At 56.0% G+C, this 14,388-nt stretch carries 16 protein-coding genes, 2 pseudogenes and 1 other annotated feature; of the genes and pseudogenes, 12 read left to right on the top strand and 6 right to left on the bottom strand.

Annotated elements, in window-relative coordinates; all coding sequences use genetic code 11:
* The first annotated feature begins 119 nt into the window (after positions 1-119).
* Positions 120-194 (top strand) — a sequence feature (ROSE (Repression Of Heat Shock gene Expression) occurs in the 5'-region of heat shock genes and acts as an RNA thermometer to modulate expression.).
* The 3 genes from ibpA to ACOTX2_RS18315 all read left to right on the top strand — a co-directional run bounded on the left by ibpA (position 188) and on the right by ACOTX2_RS18315 (position 2,997).
* Positions 188-598, top strand: a complete 411-nt coding sequence (gene ibpA, locus ACOTX2_RS18325) for a small heat shock chaperone IbpA (protein ID WP_003861094.1) — start codon at positions 188-190, stop codon at positions 596-598. It overlaps the preceding feature by 7 nt.
* Positions 599-734: 136 nt before the next feature.
* Entirely contained in the window at positions 735-1,163 is a 429-nt protein-coding gene (gene ibpB, locus ACOTX2_RS18320; protein WP_022646539.1) for a small heat shock chaperone IbpB, read from the top strand.
* A 172-nt stretch (positions 1,164-1,335) separates the two neighbouring features.
* A complete protein-coding gene (locus ACOTX2_RS18315) occupies positions 1,336-2,997 on the top strand; it encodes a putative transporter (protein WP_022646540.1) in 1,662 nt (553 codons plus the stop codon).
* Here the strand turns inward: ACOTX2_RS18315 and ACOTX2_RS18310 are convergent.
* A complete protein-coding gene (locus tag ACOTX2_RS18310) occupies positions 2,977-3,711 on the bottom strand; it encodes a GntR family transcriptional regulator (protein ID WP_063843887.1) in 735 nt (244 codons plus the stop codon). The genes ACOTX2_RS18315 and ACOTX2_RS18310 overlap by 21 nt on opposite strands.
* 221 nt (positions 3,712-3,932) lie before the next feature.
* Here ACOTX2_RS18310 and ACOTX2_RS18305 point away from each other — a divergent pair, with 221 nt between their 5' ends.
* The 4 genes from ACOTX2_RS18305 to ACOTX2_RS18290 all read left to right on the top strand — a co-directional run bounded on the left by ACOTX2_RS18305 (position 3,933) and on the right by ACOTX2_RS18290 (position 7,651).
* A complete protein-coding gene (locus ACOTX2_RS18305) occupies positions 3,933-5,555 on the top strand; it encodes an alpha-glucoside-specific PTS transporter subunit IIBC (RefSeq protein WP_022646542.1) in 1,623 nt (540 codons plus the stop codon).
* Entirely contained in the window at positions 5,552-6,874 is a 1,323-nt protein-coding gene (locus tag ACOTX2_RS18300; protein WP_038414984.1) for a 6-phospho-alpha-glucosidase, read from the top strand. Before ACOTX2_RS18305 ends, ACOTX2_RS18300 begins: the two co-directional genes overlap by 4 nt.
* A 92-nt stretch (positions 6,875-6,966) precedes the next feature.
* The gene (locus ACOTX2_RS18295; protein ID WP_063148202.1) at positions 6,967-7,314 is read left to right on the top strand and encodes a YidH family protein; all 348 of its coding nucleotides are present in this window, start codon (positions 6,967-6,969) and stop codon (positions 7,312-7,314) included.
* Positions 7,304-7,651 carry a DUF202 domain-containing protein gene (locus ACOTX2_RS18290; RefSeq protein ID WP_022646545.1) on the top strand — a complete coding sequence of 116 codons (348 nt, stop codon included), beginning with the start codon at positions 7,304-7,306 and terminating at the stop codon, positions 7,649-7,651. The genes ACOTX2_RS18295 and ACOTX2_RS18290 overlap by 11 nt, the downstream gene beginning before the upstream one ends.
* Before the next feature lie 32 nt (positions 7,652-7,683).
* Here ACOTX2_RS18290 and dsdA read toward each other — a convergent pair whose 3' ends face one another.
* Complete coding sequence (gene dsdA, locus ACOTX2_RS18285) at positions 7,684-8,970, bottom strand: D-serine ammonia-lyase (RefSeq protein WP_063148201.1); 1,287 nt, start codon at positions 8,968-8,970, stop codon at positions 7,684-7,686.
* Positions 8,971-9,067: 97 nt separating this feature from the next.
* Between dsdA and ACOTX2_RS18280 the strand changes: the two are divergent.
* A pseudogene (locus ACOTX2_RS18280) lies at positions 9,068-10,153 on the top strand (cellulase family glycosylhydrolase); the annotation flags it as partial.
* Here the strand turns inward: ACOTX2_RS18280 and emrD are convergent.
* The 4 genes and pseudogenes from emrD to tisB form a co-directional block, all read right to left on the bottom strand.
* Positions 10,059-11,243, bottom strand: coding sequence for a multidrug efflux MFS transporter EmrD (emrD, locus tag ACOTX2_RS18275; RefSeq protein WP_023298963.1), 1,185 nt, complete (start codon positions 11,241-11,243; stop codon positions 10,059-10,061). The pseudogene ACOTX2_RS18280 and the gene emrD sit on opposite strands and share 95 nt — an antisense overlap.
* 175 nt (positions 11,244-11,418) lie before the next feature.
* Positions 11,419-11,836 (bottom strand): annotated as a pseudogene (locus ACOTX2_RS18270) (EamA family transporter).
* A 62-nt stretch (positions 11,837-11,898) separates the two neighbouring features.
* Positions 11,899-12,345, bottom strand: coding sequence for a GNAT family N-acetyltransferase (locus ACOTX2_RS18265; RefSeq protein WP_023298965.1), 447 nt, complete (start codon positions 12,343-12,345; stop codon positions 11,899-11,901).
* A 64-nt stretch (positions 12,346-12,409) separates the two neighbouring features.
* A complete protein-coding gene (gene tisB / locus ACOTX2_RS18260) occupies positions 12,410-12,499 on the bottom strand; it encodes a type I toxin-antitoxin system toxin TisB (protein WP_022646551.1) in 90 nt (29 codons plus the stop codon).
* Positions 12,500-12,985: 486 nt separating this feature from the next.
* On the opposite strand from tisB, the gene ACOTX2_RS18255 reads away from it, so the two are divergent.
* The 4 genes from ACOTX2_RS18255 to ACOTX2_RS18240 form a co-directional block, all read left to right on the top strand.
* Complete coding sequence (locus tag ACOTX2_RS18255) at positions 12,986-13,300, top strand: type II toxin-antitoxin system HigB family toxin (RefSeq protein WP_022646552.1); 315 nt, start codon at positions 12,986-12,988, stop codon at positions 13,298-13,300.
* Positions 13,297-13,716, top strand: coding sequence for a helix-turn-helix domain-containing protein (locus tag ACOTX2_RS18250; protein ID WP_023305145.1), 420 nt, complete (start codon positions 13,297-13,299; stop codon positions 13,714-13,716). Before ACOTX2_RS18255 ends, ACOTX2_RS18250 begins: the two co-directional genes overlap by 4 nt.
* A 146-nt stretch (positions 13,717-13,862) precedes the next feature.
* The gene (gene ivbL, locus ACOTX2_RS18245) at positions 13,863-13,961 is read left to right on the top strand and encodes an ilvB operon leader peptide IvbL (RefSeq protein ID WP_057979964.1); all 99 of its coding nucleotides are present in this window, start codon (positions 13,863-13,865) and stop codon (positions 13,959-13,961) included.
* Between the two features lie 106 nt (positions 13,962-14,067).
* On the top strand, positions 14,068-14,388 hold a 321-nt coding region (locus ACOTX2_RS18240; RefSeq protein ID WP_421625956.1), incomplete at its 3' end, for a thiamine pyrophosphate-binding protein.

The following is a 14,388-nucleotide window of genomic DNA, read 5'->3' as shown; positions in this document are numbered from 1 at the left end:
CCTGAGTCTATGCGACAACCAGCAAAGTGCAAAAAAATCTCACATCAACAGGCTTGAAAAGGCCGTATCCAGACCCATTTTAAGAATGTAACCCGATAACGGACACGCCTGATGGGTGTTCGGGGAAGCAGAAGCCTGTCCATGGTGGAAGGCTACATTTTCTCGCTGATTCCAGGAGTTTTTATCTATGCGTAATTTCGATCTCTCTCCGCTATACCGTTCTGCCATTGGTTTTGATCGTCTGTTCAACCACTTAGAAAACAACCAGAGCCAGAGCAACGGCTATCCTCCTTACAACGTTGAATTGGTTGACGAAAACCACTATCGCATTGCGATTGCTGTCGCCGGTTTCGCAGAGAGTGAACTGGAGATCACCGCGCAGGACAATCTGCTGGTGGTGAAAGGCTCCCATGCGGGCGAGCAGAAAGAACGAACCTACCTCTACCAGGGCATCGCAGAGCGCAACTTTGAACGCAAGTTCCAGCTGGCTGAGAACATCCACGTCAAGGGCGCGAACCTGGTGAACGGCCTGCTGTTTATCGAGCTGGAACGTGTGATTCCGGAAGAGAAAAAACCGCGTCGTATCGAAATCAATTAATTAAGCGGGTCGCGGCTGCGGCCCACCTGAAATTGCTTGCCGTAAAGGGAGCATATGCGAATCCGCAAGGGTTTGCAGGTACAACTGCGCACAAAAATAAACTGTGCCGAACTCGCTTCTCAGAAGGAGATTTAGTATGCGTAACTATGATTTTTCCCCCCTGCTGCGTCAGTGGATCGGTTTTGACAAACTGGCTAACGCGCTGCAAAGCGCAACCGAACAGCAGACGTTTCCGCCGTACAACATCGAAAAAAGCGATGATAACCACTACCGCATCACGCTTGCGCTGGCCGGGTTCCGTCAGGAAGATCTCGACATCCAGCTTGAGGGTACGCGCCTGACCGTTAAAGGGTCACCGGAAAAACCTGACACCGAGACCAAATGGTTGCATCAGGGGCTTGTCACTCAGCCGTTTAGCCTGAGCTTTACCCTGGCAGACCATATGGAAGTTTCTGGCGCGACGTTCACTAACGGGCTGCTGAATATTGACCTCACCCGTAACGTGCCGGAAGCTATCGCGCCGCAGCGCATCGCCATTAGCGACAGGCCGGCGTTAAACAGTTAACAAACCCGCCGAAACTGTAGGTCGGGTTAGGCGCAGCCGCCACCCGACAACGCTCACAGACCGCACAAGGCCCTGCCCCGGCAGGGCTTTTTTGTGCGCCATCGCCCATACAACCGCCGCCAGCTCTGAGAGAATCCTTGATATAACTAAGGTTATGCACAGGATGTGGGACATGAGTGATATCGCGTTAACCGTCAGCGTGTTGGCCCTTGTCGCGGTAGTGGGGCTATGGCTGGGGAATATCAAAATCCGCGGCGTCGGGTTTGGGATTGGCGGAGTGCTTTTCGGCGGGATTTTTGTCGGCCATTTTGCCGACCAGCTTGGGTGGGTGCTCAGCGCCGATATGCTGCATTTCATCCAGGAGTTCGGCCTGATCCTCTTTGTGTATACCATCGGTATTCAGGTGGGGCCGGGCTTCTTCGCTTCCCTGCGCGTCTCCGGTTTACGCCTTAATCTCTTTGCCTTCGGCATCGTCGTGATGGGTGGGCTGGTCACCGCCATTCTGCACAAACTCTTCGCTATTCCGCTGCCCGTCGTGCTGGGCATCTTCTCCGGCGCCGTAACCAACACGCCCGCGCTCGGGGCGGGCCAGCAAATTCTGCGCGATCTGGGTATCCCTGCTGATGTCGTCGATCAGATGGGGATGAGCTACGCCATGGCCTATCCGTTTGGCATTTGCGGTATTTTGCTCTCCATGTGGCTGGTGCGCGTGCTGTTCCGCATTAACGTCGAGCAGGAGGCGAAAGAGCATGAAAGCACGCTGACCAACGGCCATGCGCTTATTAAAACCATCAACATTCGCGTCGAAAACCCCAACCTGAATAATATGGCGATACAGGATGTCCCCATTCTGAACAGCGCGACCATTATCTGTTCACGCCTGAAACGTGACGACACGCTGATGGTGCCTTCACCTGACACACTCATTCAGCACGGCGATCTCCTGCATCTGGTAGGGCAACCGGCGGATTTAAACAATGCCCGGCTGGTGATTGGTCAGGAGGTGGATACCTCGCTCTCAACCCGTGGAACGGACATGCGCGTGGAGCGCGTGGTAGTGACCAATGAGAAGGTCCTGGGCAAGAAAATACGCGATTTGCAGGTAAAAGAGCGTTATGACGTGGTGATCTCCCGGCTAAACCGCGCTGGTGTCGAGCTGGTGGCCAGCCAGGATGCCAGCCTGCAATTCGGTGATATTCTCAACCTCGTCGGGCGTCCTTCATCTATTGATGCCGTAGCGAACATGGTGGGCAACGCCCAGCAAAAACTCCAGCAGGTGCAGATGCTGCCGGTCTTTATCGGCGTCGGGCTTGGCGTCATGCTTGGCTCCATCCCCCTGTACGTGCCCGGCTTCCCGGTAGCACTGAAGCTGGGGCTGGCAGGCGGGCCGCTCATTATGGCGCTGATCCTCGGGCGTATCGGCTCCATCGGTAAGCTCTACTGGTTTATGCCGCCGAGCGCTAACCTGGCGCTGCGGGAGTTGGGCATCGTGCTGTTTCTGGCGGTGGTGGGGCTGAAATCCGGCGGCGATTTTGTCGATACCCTGGTTAACGGCGAAGGGATGAGCTGGGTAGGCTACGGCATATTCATTACCGCCATCCCGCTGATAACGGTCGGATTACTGGCGCGTATGTTCGCTAAAATGAACTATCTCACGCTGTGCGGCATGCTGGCCGGTTCCATGACCGATCCGCCCGCGCTGGCGTTCGCCAATAACCTGCACGCCACCAGCGGCGCGGCGGCGTTGTCCTACGCCACGGTCTATCCGCTGGTGATGTTTTTGCGCATTATCACCCCGCAACTACTGGCGGTGCTATTCTGGGGGATGGGCTAAAAAGTCTTCCGGGTGGATACGCCGCAGATGGTAGTCCACCTGGTAATCGCTGGTGTTCCGGAACATCACGGAATAGTTGAGGAACTCGCCGCTGTCGCTGTAGGAAAGAGAGGTGATGCGTAGCAGCGGCGTCTGTTCCGGCAGATTCATATAACCGGCCAGCTGTTTATCTGCCAGCACTGGCGTCAGGCTCTCGTAGTTGCCGCTAATGGTGATCCCGCACTCCTTCTCGATGTAATCAAACTTAGACCCTTCGAGATGCGCCAGGGAAAGATTGCGGAACAGCTTCACCGGCATAAAGCTGTCCTCCAGCATCAGCGGTTTTCCGTCCACGTAACGTACCCGCCTTGAAAAATAGATCCGCTCATCAACCTGAATCCGCAGCTGGCTGGCGATGGCGGGCGGCGCGGGCATCACTTCAAACTGCAACACCTTGCTCTGCACTTCTTTCCCCTGCTGGCGCAGTACCTCCACCAGCCCGGTCAGGTTAGTCGTTTCATGATGAACGTCTTTGCGCGCCACGAACGTCCCGCTGCCGTGTCGACGTTCAACCAGCCCCCAGCTTACCAGCAGATCCAATGCCTTGCGGATGGTCATCCGGGCTACGCCAAACTCCTTTGCCAGCGCTTTTTCGCCGGGTAACGGGCTGCCAATGTTGTAGTCCGACGAATTGAGCCGTAGCCGCAATCTGTCGGCAATAGATTTGTAGATCACCTGTAGACCTCTGCTCGCCCGTTATGGCGTGGATTACGTCTTAAGTTGTCCATATTTGCTATCAAAAGTAGACCTGATTGGTCAAATTAAAACCATGAATGCGATCACGAATCGCAGCGGCACGCCATGTTCCCGCATCAGTAACTTCTTATGCTCACCTCAGGCCAGTAAAAAATCATAAAGGCCTCTACCCCTACAGGTTGTTTCATGAGGATTTAAAAATGCTCAGTCAAATACAACGTTTTGGCGGCGCCATGTTCACCCCGGTTTTACTGTTTCCCTTTGCCGGGATCGTGGTCGGGATCGCCATCATGCTTCGCAACCCGCTGTTTGTCGGCGAAGCTTTAACGGCCCCCGATCATCTGTTCGCGCAGATTGTTCACATCATCGAAGAGGGCGGCTGGGCGGTGTTCCGCAATATGCCGCTGATTTTTGCTGTCGGCTTACCGATTGGCCTGGCAAAGCAGGCGCAGGGCCGCGCCTGTCTGGCGGTGCTGATTAGCTTTCTGACCTGGAACTACTTTATCAACGCGATGGGGATGACCTGGGGTCACTTCTTTGGCGTCGACTTCTCTGCTGAACCCACTGCTGGCAGCGGGCTGGCGATGATTGCCGGAATCAAAACGCTTGATACCAGCATCATCGGGGCGATTATCATTTCCGGGCTCGTCACCGCCATCCACAACCGATTTTTCGACAAGCCGTTGCCAGTCTTCCTGGGGATTTTCCAGGGTACCTCGTTTGTCGTTATCCTCGCGTTCTTCGTGATGATCCCCTGCGCCTGGCTGACGCTGCTGGGCTGGCCGAAAGTGCAGATGGGCATTGAGTCCCTGCAGGCGTTCCTGCGCTCTGCCGGTGCGCTCGGCGTATGGGTCTATACCTTCCTGGAACGCATTCTGATCCCAACCGGATTGCACCACTTCGTCTACGGTCCGTTTATATTCGGCCCGGCGGCGGTAGAGGGCGGCATTCAGGTCTACTGGGCGCAGCACCTGCAGGAATTCAGCCAGAGCACTGTGCCGCTAAAAACACTGTTCCCTGAAGGCGGCTTCGCCCTGCACGGCAATTCGAAAGTGTTTGGCTCGGTCGGGATTGCGCTGGCGATCTGGTACACCGCGTCGCCGGAAAACCGCGTCAAGGTTGCGGGGCTGCTGGTTCCGGCCACGCTTACCGCCGTGCTGGTGGGTATTACCGAACCGCTGGAGTTCACCTTCCTGTTTATCTCGCCGTTGCTGTTTGCCATCCACGCCGTGCTGGCCGCAACGATGGCGACGGTGATGTATACCTTCGGGGTGGTGGGGAACATGGGGGGCGGTCTGCTGGACCAGTTCCTGCCGCAAAACTGGATCCCGATGTTCCATAACCACGCCTCGACGGTATTCACCCAGATTGGCATCGGCCTCTGCTTCACCGCTCTCTATTTCGTGGTCTTCAGGACGCTTATCGAACGTCTGAATCTAAAAACGCCGGGCCGGGAAGAGAGCGAAATCAAGCTCTACAGCAAGGCCGACTATAAGGCGGCGCGTGGGCAAACCACCGCCCCGGCAGCAGCCAGCCAGCAGGTCGGACAGGCCGCTGGGTTCTTACAGGCGCTCGGCGGCGCAGCAAATATCGAAAGTATCAATAACTGCGCCACCCGCCTGCGTATCGCCCTGGTGGATATGACGAAAACCCAAAGCGACGACGTCTTCAAAGCCCTGGGCGCACACGGTGTGGTGCGACGCGGCAACGGCATTCAGGTGATTGTCGGTCTGCACGTTCCTCAGGTGCGCGACCAGCTGGAATCGCTGATGAAAACCCCTTTAACAAACGAACAAACCACTCTGACAGAGGCTATATCATGAAAAAATTCTCAGTTGTTATTGCAGGCGGCGGCAGTACATTCACGCCTGGTATCGTCCTGATGCTGTTAGCCAACCGTGACCGTTTCCCGCTGCGTGCGCTGAAGTTCTATGACAATGACGGAGCACGTCAGGAGGTTATCGCGGAGGCGTGCAAAATCATCCTCAGGGAGCAGGCGCCTGAGATTGAATTTAGTTACACCACCGATCCGAAAGCAGCCTTTACCGATGTGGATTTCGTGATGGCGCATATTCGCGTGGGCAAATACCCGATGCGTGAAAAAGATGAAAAAATCCCGCTGCGCCACGGCGTGCTGGGCCAGGAAACGTGCGGGCCGGGCGGCATCTCCTACGGCATGCGCTCCATCGGCGGCGTGCTTGAGCTGGTAGATTATATGGAGCAGTACTCCCCGAACGCGTGGATGCTGAACTACTCCAACCCGGCGGCGATTGTCGCGGAAGCCACGCGCCGCCTGCGTCCGAACGCGAAAATCCTCAACATCTGCGACATGCCGATCGGCATTGAAGGCCGTATGGCGCAAATCGTCGGCCTGAAAGACCGCAAAGAGATGCGCGTGCGCTACTACGGTCTGAACCACTTCGGCTGGTGGACGTCGATTGAAGATCTGAACGGAAACGATCTGATGCCGAAACTGCGCGAATACGTGGCGAAAAACGGTTATGTTCCACCTTCGGAAGATGCGCATACTGAAGCGAGCTGGAACGATACCTTCGCCAAGGCCAAAGACGTACAGGCGCTGGATCCGGACACCATGCCGAACACCTACCTGAAGTATTACCTGTTCCCGGACTATGTGGTCGCCCATTCCAACCCGGAGCGTACCCGCGCCAATGAAGTGATGGATCACCGTGAGAAGCATGTATTCAGTTCATGCCGGGCGATTATCGAAGCCGGTCATTCTTCTGCCGGTGAACTGGAAATCGACGAACATGCATCGTACATCGTCGATCTGGCGACCGCGATTGCCTTTAATACCCAGGAACGCATGTTGCTGATTGTGCCTAACAATGGGGCTATCCATAATTTTGACGCCGACGCGATGGTAGAAATTCCGTGTCTGGTCGGCCACAACGGACCGGAGCCGCTGACCGTGGGTGATATTCCGCACTTCCAGAAAGGGCTCATGAGCCAGCAGGTGGCGGTGGAAAAACTGGTGGTGGACGCCTGGGAGCAGCGCTCGTATCAGAAACTCTGGCAGGCGATTACCCTGTCGAAAACCGTACCGAGCGCATCGGTGGCGAAGGCGATTCTGGACGATCTGATTGAAGCTAATAAGGATTACTGGCCAGAGCTGCACTAATCTTTCTGACCGGCATCGCCAGATGCCGGTCTCCTTGTCCTGGCTGAATTACGCTATGCTGAAGCCTGCATGCTGCACGACAAGGAACCTTCATGAACATTTCCCGCCTCGGTGAAGCGCCGGACTACCGCTTCTCACTGGCTAACGAACGCACGTTCTTAGCGTGGATCCGCACCGCCCTGGGCTTTCTGGCCGTAGGCGTCGGCCTTGATCAGCTCGCCCCCGATTTTGCCACTCCGTTGATTCGCGAAGTGCTGGCCCTGCTGCTGTGCCTGATTGCCGGCGTGCTGGCGATTTATGGCTATCTGCGCTGGCTGAGAAATGAAAAGGCGATGCGTCTGAAGCAGGATCTCCCCTACACGCGCGGTTTGATCATCATCAGTACGATTTTGCTGATGGTTGCGGGCGTAGTGATGTTACTGGTGCTGTATGCCGGATAGCCGCAAAGCGCGGCGGGAAGCGGACCCCGGGCTTCAGCCGGAGCGAACCTCGCTGGCCTGGCTGCGCACGCTGCTTGGGTATGGTGCGTTGATCGCGCTTGCCATTAAGCACAACTGGCACCGCACGGGGGCGCCATTCTGGATCTCCATTGTTGTGCTGGCGCTGGTAGCCATCATTTTATGGCGCTACACCCGCAGCCGTAACCTGATGGACGTGGCGCAGAGCGACTTTGTACAGCCGAAGGCGGTGCGGGATAAGTTCCTTATCGCCCTGGCCGTGCTGTCGCTGTCACTGCTGTTTGCGGTCACCCACATTCAACAAATTTTGCACCTGTAGGCCGGGTAAGGCGCAGCCGCCACCCGGCATATTTACTTCCCTTTCGCTAAATATTTCGCCATCTCGTCTTCCGGCACCATGCCGCCGCCGGTCGCCCAGACCAGGTGTGTAGTGTTAGCATTCGCCGTTATGCGTACCGGCCCGGCCATCCCCGCCAGCGCCGACGGCTCCAGACAAATGCCTTCTTCCTGCGCCAGCCAGCCGAGCAGGTCGTACATGCTTTGATCGGCGAGGGTATAGAACCCGTCAAGCAGACGCTCCATCGCGCGGCCCACGAAGCCAGACGCGCGACCTACCGCCAGACCGTCCGCCGCCGTCACGTTATCAATACCCAGATCCTGCACGGCGATTTCATCGTGCAGCCCGGTGTAAACGCCCAGCAGCATGCACGGGGAGTGCGTGGGCTCGGCGAAGAAACAGTGGACGTTATCGCCAAAGGCCAGCTTCAGGCCAAACGCTACGCCGCCAGGCCCGCCGCCGACGCCGCACGGCAGATAAACGTTCAGAGGATGTGCAGCGTCCACCACGTGCCCCTGCGCGGCAAACTGCGCTTTCAGGCGCTCACCTGCAACCGCATAGCCCAGGAACAGCGTGCGTGAGTTCTCATCGTCAATAAAGAAACAGTTTGGATCGCTTTCCGCCGCTTTGCGCCCTTGCTCCACGGCCACGCCATAATCCTGCTCATATTCCACGACGATCGCGCCGTGGCTGCGCAGTTTGGCTTTCTTCCACTCGCGGGCGTCGGCGGACATATGCACCGTGACCTTAAAGCCGATGCGCGCGCTCATAATGCCGATGGACACCCCCAGGTTGCCGGTTGAACCCACCGCGATGCTGTACTGGCTGAAGAAGGCTTTAAAGCGTGGCTCCAGCAGGATGCTGTAGTCATCTTCAACGCTCAGCAACCCGGCTTCCAGCGCCAGTTTTTCCGCGTGGGCCAGCACTTCATAGATACCGCCGCGCGCTTTAATGGAGCCGGAAATCGGCAGATGGCTGTCTTTTTTCAGCAGCAGCGTGCCTGGAATGGCCTTGCCGGACTCTTTCTCCAGCCGCTTTTGCATCGCCGGGATAGCGACCAGTTCGGATTCGATAATCCCGCCCGTTGCCGCCGTTTCCGGGAAGGCTTTCGCCAGATACGGCGCGAAGCGTTTCAGGCGTGCATGCGCGTCGTCCACGTCGGCTTTGGTCAGCCCGACATATGGCAACCCTTCCGCCAGCGTCGTGGTGTTCGGATTAAGCCAGGTGATCTCTTTCAGGGCAATCAAATCCGCCAGCAGCGGAAACCGGTCAATGAGGCCGGTCAGGTCAGTCGTTTTCATATTCTGTCTCAGAATTTAGTTCGTTTTGACTCTACACCAATTGTGAAAAAGCATGCTAAATACAGAGTAAAGCATTTGATTATTTGCAAGGGGCGTCGTGTTAAAGCCGTTAATTGTCACCGTGTTAGCGCTCGCTTCCGGCTGGGCCTGTGCCGCTGAGCCACCCCTGACGGCTGCCCGTTACGCGCAGATGTTGGGCGTCGGAATGGATGTCGACTGGGCCCGCACCGAGCGCGGTATACGCGAATTCGACCCGTTGGTGGTCCGTGATTTCCAGGCGAAAGGCATACATCATGTCCGTATTCGGGTGGCGGGCGAACCGACGGAAGCGCGGCTGATTCATCTGCGTAAGCTGGTGGAGGCTTGCGAGCAATACGGCGTCATCCCCATCATCGCCTATCAGGCCGATGAATATAAAAACGATCCGAAAGCGGATACCGAAAAAGCGGTGATCAACTGGTGGATTGCCGTGGCGCACTATTTTGGTCAGCGCTCGCCGTTGCTGGGGTTTGACCTGATCTACGAACCGGCGGACAAGCTCAACCACAACGTTGCTTCGCTCAACCGGGTGTATGAGAAAGCGATCAAAGACATTCACGTCATTGATGCCAGCCGCATGATTTTTATCGCCCCTCGTCTGCGCGCCGCGCCGGAGGATTTATCCAGCCTGAAGCTGCCCGCACACAGCCAGAATTACCTGCTGGCGGAATGGCATATTTTCCCCTGGGGTCCGCTGAAAACGAACGGCAAATACCCGTGGACGTCCGGAACCGCGGCTGAGAAAGCGGCTATCCGTAACCGAATCAATGCCGCGCTGCATTGGCAGCAAAAAACCGGGCACGTTAGCTGGGTCGGGGGCTGGGGCGTGGGGGAGTCAAACCACCTCACGCCAACCGCTTCGCAAATGGCCTTCGCCAACCTTATGGCCTGCGAGCTGCAAAAGGCGAAAATCCCGTATGCGCTTAACGCGGACTTCCAGTTTTACGACGGGGAAGAGGGCGCCTGGCGGCCTGCGCCAGAGCCGTTATTACAGGCGATGATTGCGCCCGTGTGTGAAAAGCCCGGCGAGAAGCCGGGCCATCATGCGGTTAAACCGGCTGTTCGTGATGCGGGACGCGCGACGCCAGCGGCAGCCAGCACAGCAAAATCAGCAGCCCCATCAGGGTCATCAGCAGGCCCAAACTCGCCTGCCCGGTCTGCGGCATCATAGCCGAAAGCCAGGCCAGCGCGCCGGAACCGATATTCTGTAAACCGCCGACCAGCGCGCCTGCCGTGCCCGCGAGGAACGGGAACGGCTCCATTGCGCCGCTGGTGGCGAGCGGGAACAGCATGCCCGCGCCGAAGAAGAACAGCGCCGCCGGGATGAGCAACGTCCAGACCGACATCACGTCAAACAGCCCCGGGATCCACATCATCAGCCCGGCCAGTAGACAGCTGATCACCGACTGCCACATCAGCGTAGAGAAGCGTTTGTTCGGACGTCCGGCGAACCATGCGCCGAAGAACGCCGCCGGGATCGGCAGAATAAACAAAATGCTCACCACCATGCTGCTCAGGCCAAGGCCTGCGCCCAGCAGCACGCCGGAACAGGCTTCAAACACCGCAATGCCCGCCAGGCCGCCGATTAGCATCAACAGATAACAGGTAAACGACCCATTACCGAACAGCGTTTTGTAGCTGGCGATGAGCTTCGTGCGCGGCGCGTCCTGCGGACGTGTTTCCGGCATCCAGCGCGCCATGCTGAAGGTGACAATAATGCACAGCACCAGCAGGAAGGCGTAACAGGCGCGCCAGGACCAGACGGTGTCCAGCAGACCCCCAATCAGCGGGGCGAGCAGCGGGCTGACCAGAATGCCCATATTTAACAGACTGTTGGCGTGGCGAAGTTGGGTGCCCTGGTACATATCACGCGGCAGGGTACGCGCCATGACCCCGCCGACGCCGGTGCCCACGCCCTGGAGGGCGCTGGCGGCAATCAGGATGGTCAGGCTGTGCGTAGTAATGGCAATCACCGTCGCCACCATGAAAATGCTCATGCCCACCAGAATGACCGGACGACGCCCGACGCGATCGGACAGGGGACCATAAACCAGCTGTGAAACGCCATAGGTCAGCAGATAGGCTGCCATCACGCTCTGGACTGCACCTTCGCGGACGCTCAGATCTTTTGCCATATCGGCAATCGCCGGAATGTAGATGGTTTGCGCCATCTGCCCGACGGCCACCAGTAACACCAGCATCAACAATAAGTTCACGTTCCGTTGCTTTTTCATGTCGCTGAATACTTTTGCCAAAAGAGATAAATAAAGAATAAGTGACTACGCATTCCCATAAATGCGCGAGGAATCTACCACAGAGAGATGACAATTTAAGCATTACTGTGATGAATGACAGAAGGCGTAAAGGCAGGATTTGTAAACAAGATCGGCAACTAATGTTGCCAGCGAATTACGCCAGGCGCAGCAGGACCGCACCGGCTGCAATACCCAGCGCCGCCGCGATGCGCAGGCCCACAACCTTCTCTTTTAAAAGCACAAATGCGATGAATGCGCCGAAGAGAATAGAGGTGTCACGTAGTGCGGCGACCACCGCCAGCGGCGCCTGAGTCATCGCCCAGAGTGCCAGACCGTAAGATCCCATCGTCCCGACGCCGCCGAGCAGTGTAACGCACAGGAGACGAACAAAATGGCCAGCTTGCGGCAGTCGGCTGGGGCGAGAAGGGGAGTAAAATCAGCGCAATAAGCGCGGCTGAACCGCTGACCCCGATCGCCGAGTAGAGCTTGTCCGTTCCGGCTTTAACGATGGCGTTCCAGCTGGCATGCAGCAGTGCGGCGAACAGTAAAATGCAGAAAACGGTGATGGACATGGCGGATCGGTTGGTGAAATGTCATCCAACTGTAACATTCCCCCGTCGAGGCTGCCAGCCGCTTACACTGCGCAAAAAAGGCGGTGCGTCACCCGGGGCTCGTCTGACACCAGCCTGAAGCCCGCCCGATGATAAAATCCGTACGCGGTTTCCGGCGCATGGGTATTAAGAAAATCAAACCAGATGCTGGCATCCGCCATCACCACGGTCAAAAGTTGTTTTCCAATCCCCAGCCCACGGCACTTTTCGCTGACGTAGAGATGACGAATACGTCCGGCGCGCGGCTGCTGGCTGAATGGATCGCGATTTAGACCGCACACGCCCACCAGCCTGCCGTTAAGAAACGCACCCAGCAGCTTTTCACCCGGCGCGTTAAAGCGATTCTCACCGCGCTGCCAGTTCTCTTCCAGCCTGCGCAGCATATTGAAATTTAACGCGATACTCTCGGCCTTCAGGGCGATATAGCCCGGTTCATCAGGCGTAACAGGCTCAATTAACAGACGCGACATAGCATTCCCTCGTTATTAAAGAGGGGCGGTTGCCCGCCCCTCTCAGGTGCGACTTGAACCTGAATCACTTAACGTATTTCAGGACAGCATCAAGCAGTTGCAATACAGCAACAATGAGTTTGAGGACAAGTATGACCATATCCACGACGCTCATACGCGTCTCCTTTTGGTTAAAAGGAGCACGATGCTGGCGTACCTTTCCGCCGCCTGTGGCCAGCACCTGGATTGACGTAACACAGTGTGCTCACTTCAGGGGTTAAGGCACTGACGGCACCACCCGTTTCAGCCAGGACTTCGTTGCGCCGGTAAACTGCGGCCCCCTCGCTCACTGCGAACACCCTCAGTATAGATAAATACTGTATGCATGAACAGTATTTTATGGACAAATTTTGGAAGGCGATCCATACTCAAAAACGTCAAAATCCGTGCCGGAATTGCGCGTTCGTCTTCGATCGCGTATACTTTTCGCGTTGACGTAACACAGTGTGTTCTGCGGCAACCAACCGCAAAACCCTGATAAAAACCTCGCTTAGGCGGGGTTTTTTGTTTTCTGACGAAGTGAAAATAGTATCCTCCGTTGACTTATTGGCAATAGGTGTTATCGTTGCCATAATGGCAACGGACGCGGCAGGCAAGCAGGATGCATTTAATCTCAATGAAGGCAATTTTGGATGCGGTAAGCCAGTTCCCGCAATACAGAGAAGAGCTTCTCTTTTTAGGACGAGTTATTGAAAAGAGCCACTGCCCGACGCCCGCTGCACTGAGAAAACTTTTCCCAACGCTGGATAACTTCAAGTATCTTGATAAGCATTATGTTATTGATATTGCAAATAACAATCTCAGAGTAGTGGCTCTCATATTCTTTGAAAGCCAAAAGTTTTATGTGCGCCATGTTTTTACTCATAAGGAATATGACCGTTTTACGGAGAAACATCGCACTAAGGGGAAGAAATGATGATCGTCGCTGATGCAATGAAAGCTACGCACGCCCTTGTTGCGGCCGTTCCTTTACTGGGTGAACAGCCGAGCGAGAAAGATTATAAGGATGCGCTTGAGCTGGTTGAGTATCTCCTTATGAACGAGCCCAATAGCCCCTTGCTGGATATTGTTTGCGCCAGAATTAGCCATTACGAAGCTAATCGGCCAGAGATAGTCGCATTACGCAAGGAGATGGAGTCCGTTCCCGTCGGAATTGCAGTTTTGAGAACCTTGATGGATCAATACAATCTGACGATATCGGATTTTAAGGATGAAATTGGTAGTAAATCGATGGTTTCACGGGTTCTGAATGGTCAGAGACAGCTTACTCTGAACCATATTAAAAAGCTGGCGGTCAGATTTGGGGTATCACCTGCGCTATTTATTGAGTGAGTAAAAACCCTTTATTGAGTGTCATCACCCAACAAACGAAACGTGATCCCTGACGCATTTTTGCGCAGTTGAAAATATTTCCATTGTCACATCCGAAAACCTGTGTTTGTATAAATTCTATCAATGATTCCAAACACAGGTCCCCAATGACTTCATCCATCTTCACTTCGACCCTACTAAAAACTGCGCAACCTGCCGCAGTGGTCGTCGTGCGTGTGGTGGTGGTCGTCGGCAATGCGCCGTAGGGACTGGATCAACACACGAATCCAAAACCCCGCCGGCGCAAACCGGGCGGGGTTTTTCGTTTAAGAGCCTCCCCGGAAAGTCGGCCCAGAAGAAAAGGACTGGAGCATGGCAAGTTCGGGCACAACATACACAAAAACGCGTTTTACAGGCGCGCAGCTGATTGTTCATTTACTGGAACGACAGGGCATCACCACCGTTGCGGGCATCCCGGGAGGGACCGTGCTGCCGCTGTACGATGCGTTAAGCCAAAGCACACAGATCCGCCACGTGCTGGCGCGCCACGAGCAGGGCGCAGGCTTTATCGCTCAGGGCATGGCGCGTACCCAGGGTAAACCAGCGGTCTGTATGGCCTGCAGCGGGCCGGGCGCCACTAACCTGGTGACCGCCATCGCCGATGCGCGCCTCGACTCCATTCCGCTGATCTGC

It is taken from the genome of Enterobacter cloacae complex sp. IR5412 (genome assembly GCF_049237385.1).
Classification (GTDB): Bacteria; Pseudomonadota; Gammaproteobacteria; order Enterobacterales; family Enterobacteriaceae; genus Enterobacter; species Enterobacter intestinihominis.
Note: the sequence above shows the minus strand (reverse complement) of the source record. Positions and strands in the feature narration are given on the sequence as shown.